At 56.6% G+C, this 3,191-nt stretch carries 4 protein-coding genes; all 4 read left to right on the forward strand.

What is annotated here, in order from left to right; translation table 11 throughout:
• The first annotated feature begins 155 nt into the window (after positions 1-155).
• The 4 genes from ADK28_RS28315 (at position 156) to tnpC (ending at position 3,128) form a co-directional block, all read left to right on the forward strand.
• Positions 156-821 carry a phospholipase D family protein gene (locus tag ADK28_RS28315; protein WP_048797329.1) on the forward strand — a complete coding sequence of 222 codons (666 nt, stop codon included), beginning with the start codon at positions 156-158 and terminating at the stop codon, positions 819-821.
• A 78-nt stretch (positions 822-899) separates the two neighbouring features.
• Positions 900-1,229, forward strand: a complete 330-nt coding sequence (gene tnpA, locus ADK28_RS31940; protein ID WP_049191698.1) for an IS66 family insertion sequence element accessory protein TnpA — start codon at positions 900-902, stop codon at positions 1,227-1,229.
• Positions 1,223-1,561: an IS66 family insertion sequence element accessory protein TnpB gene (gene tnpB, locus ADK28_RS28320; RefSeq protein ID WP_048795397.1), complete on the forward strand. Its 339-nt coding sequence runs from the start codon at positions 1,223-1,225 to the stop codon at positions 1,559-1,561. Before tnpA ends, tnpB begins: the two co-directional genes overlap by 7 nt.
• Positions 1,562-1,625: 64 nt before the next feature.
• On the forward strand, positions 1,626-3,128 hold the full coding sequence (gene tnpC / locus ADK28_RS28325) for an IS66 family transposase (protein ID WP_048795398.1): 1,503 nt from the start codon (positions 1,626-1,628) through the stop codon (positions 3,126-3,128).
• Positions 3,129-3,191 lie beyond the last annotated feature (63 nt).

The following is a 3,191-nucleotide window of genomic DNA, read 5'->3' on the forward strand; positions in this document are numbered from 1 at the left end:
CTACTATCCGGCATGCGAAAAGGCATTTATGATGGTGCTTATGTCGGTGCAGCGTTCTCTGGAAAACTATCATAGTGAGACTGATGTTGATGTGCTCAGAACGAAAAGCCTGCAGGCACTATTAGAAAAAACAGGATAGTCCAAAGGAGGACTTAATGGAACTGATGAACCAGCCCTTTACCGGGCAGCTTGGCAACCGTCTGATCGAGTTGCTTAGTTCACCAGACTACCGCACTCTTAACATTGTTGTCGCGTTCGCAAAGAACAGTGGTGTCCTCAGAATTAAAGATTCTCTCAAAAGATTTAGGGACCGAGGAGGAAAAGTAAATGTGTACGTGGGTGTCGACCTTGGTGGGACGTCCTACGAGGCTCTCACCGCTTTGCTTATTAATACCGACTCCTTGCATGTTGTGCACTCTGAAAAAGGCCAGACATTCCATGCAAAGATCTACCAGTTTTTAGGTGATAATAAGGGGTTGATAGTTGTGGGTTCACACAATCTGACCGGTGGCGGTCTGTGGAGCAACTTCGAAAGCTCAGTGCATATCACTATTGACGGATCGAATGAAAATGAGGGGGAAATACTCAGTGGGCTGGAGAACTATATTGGGGAATTAACGTCACTCGATAATTCATTCATGCCGATAACGTCACAAGATGACATAGAAACGCTCCTTGAAAATAGCTATATATTTAAAGAAGTCGCCGAACGGGTACGTTTGGCTGCTTCAGCTAAAAAGCCTGGAGCCCAGGCGCGTTTGTTCGGTAATGGTGTTCCTGCCTCTCTTCCTCGTATGACCAAACCACAGGTATTAGAGTAAGCACGCGGTGAACTCACATTGTTAATCCTTGTGCGACTCGGCACGCTTGAACCTCATGTTCACTACGCAGGTTCCCCCATGCCAAAATCTCGCCATACCCTCCAACAACAGCAGCAACATGTCGCCGACTGGCAATTCAGCGGCCTGTCCCGCACTCAGTACAGCCTGCAACACCATCTCAATGTCAAAACCTTTTGCAACTGGGTCGGCAAGTGGACCAAAATCCCAACGTCACCGGCCGCTGAACCCCCTTTTATTCCGGTGACTGTTGCCCCTGAAGAGGCACCGCTATCCCTCCCCAACATAGACCCGCATATGCCCGCCATTACCCTGAATTTAAAACGGTGCTCCATCACCTGCCAGCCCAGCCAGTTGCCGGCCATCATGGCGGAGCTCAACCTATGCTAATGCCTCATGCCATCTGGCTGGCCCGTGAGCCGACCGATATGCGCCGGGGTATTGATACCCTGACCCGGCTGGCCGATGAACACTTGCCCTCGCCCTTACCGCCGGGAACCGCGGTGGTTTTCTGCAACAAGGCACGCTCACGCATCAAAGTGTTGCAGTGGGACAAGCACGGCGTCTGGCTGTGCACCCGCCGGTTGCATCAGGGCCACTTCACCTGGCCCCGCCCCGGGGATACCGCCTGGCCGCTGACGGCAGAGCAGTTCGCCTGGCTGACCAAGGGGGTAGACTGGCAACAGGTTGAGGGGCTTGACCTGCCGGGCTGGGAAACCTGAGACGTTAAACGTTAACGTCATGATATGACGTGATTATCACCGTCCGTTATGTCAAGCTGCTGATATGGATATCGACGCGCTGTTTACCACACAAGATCCCCATGAGTTACGTGTCCGGGCTCTGGCCCTGCTCGAAGCTCAGGCTCACTACATCCAGGCCCTGGAAGACGCGCTGAAGGCCGGCCGTCGCTGGCGCTTCGGCCGCAAGAGTGAAGCCTTCCAGGGCGAACAGCGGAGCCTGGCGGAAGAGGATGTCGATGCCGACACCGCCGACCTGGAACAGCAGTTGGCGGCGGTGTTACCGGCAGGCAAGGCGCTCCCTGGCACACCGCCCAAACGCCAGCCATTGCCGCCAGAGTTATCCCGTGAAACGGTCCGTCTTGACCTGAGCAGTCATGACTGCCCCGACTGCGGGCACGCCCTGCGCCCCCTGCGTGATGAGGTGAGCGAACGGCTGGAGTACATTCCGGCTCGGGTGGTGGTGCATCGCACGGTGCGCCCGCACTACAGCTGTCCCTGCTGTGAAACCGTCCATACCGTTCCCTTACCGCCTCAGCTTATCGAAAAAGGCCAGCCCGGTCCGGGGTTGTTGGCCCAGGTCACCGTAGCCAAATGCAGTGACCATCTGCCGCTATACCGTCAGCAGAAAATCTACCTGCGTCACGGTATCGATATTCCCTGCAGCACGCTGGCTGGTTGGTTCGGTGCGGTGGGGGCGGCACTGAAGCCACTGGCCGACGCCCTGCGGCAGGACCTGCTGCAGCAAGCGGTACTGCAGGCGGATGAGACACCGTTACTGTTGCTCAATCCCGAAAAAGGTCACAGCCAGAAGGGGTATCTGTGGGCCTACGTCAGCGCCGCCGGGGCAGACAGGGCGGTGGTGCTGTATGACTGCCAGCCGGGCCGCAGTGGCACCTATGCCAGCGCGATGCTGGATAGCTGGCAGGGTACGTTGGTCGTGGACGGCTATGCCGGTTACCGGGCGCTGTTCGACGAAGGTAGCGTGAAGGAAGCCGGCTGCTGGGCGCATGTGCGTCGGAAGTTCTTCGACCAGCACAAGGCGAACGGCAGTCCGGTGGCAGAAATCGCCCTGGCCACTATCCGCGAGCTGTACAACCTGGAGCGACGGATAAAGCAGCGCCCGGCAGAACAACGACGACGATGGCGACACCGTTATGCCAAACCGCGGTTGAAGGCGTTCGAAAGCTGGTTACAGGTGAAGCAGCAGAAGACGGCACCAAACTCGGGGATACGCAAGGCCATCGACTATACGTTGAAGCGATGGGCGGCGTTACTGGTCTATCTGGAGGATGGTCGGGTACCGATAGACAACAACCGGGCGGAGAACGTGATACGTCCGGTGGCGGTTGGGCGCAAGAACTGGCTCTTCGCAGGCAGTCTGCGAGCGGGTCAGCGAATGGCGAATATCCTGAGTCTGCTGGAGACGGCAAAGCTGAACGGTTTGGAGCCGTATGCCTGGTTGCGTGATGTACTGACGCGGTTGCCGTCGTGGCCGAACCGGCGGTTGAATGAGCTGCTGCCGTACGCCGGCAATACCTTCCGTTAGTCCTCTGAAAATCCAAAACACAAACTCACCTTGCAACGCAAGGTGAGTTCACCACGTGCTTAC

The organism is Serratia sp. 506_PEND (assembly GCF_001076875.1).
GTDB lineage: Bacteria > Pseudomonadota > Gammaproteobacteria > Enterobacterales > Enterobacteriaceae > Serratia > Serratia marcescens.

Coding starts and splice junctions, on each gene's coding strand:
- ADK28_RS28315 (WP_048797329.1), top strand. CDS start 156: ATGGAACTGATGAACCAGCCCTTTACCGGGCAGCTTGGCAACCGTCTG.
- tnpA (WP_049191698.1), top strand. CDS start 900: ATGCCAAAATCTCGCCATACCCTCCAACAACAGCAGCAACATGTCGCC.
- tnpB (WP_048795397.1), top strand. CDS start 1,223: ATGCTAATGCCTCATGCCATCTGGCTGGCCCGTGAGCCGACCGATATG.
- tnpC (WP_048795398.1), top strand. CDS start 1,626: ATGGATATCGACGCGCTGTTTACCACACAAGATCCCCATGAGTTACGT.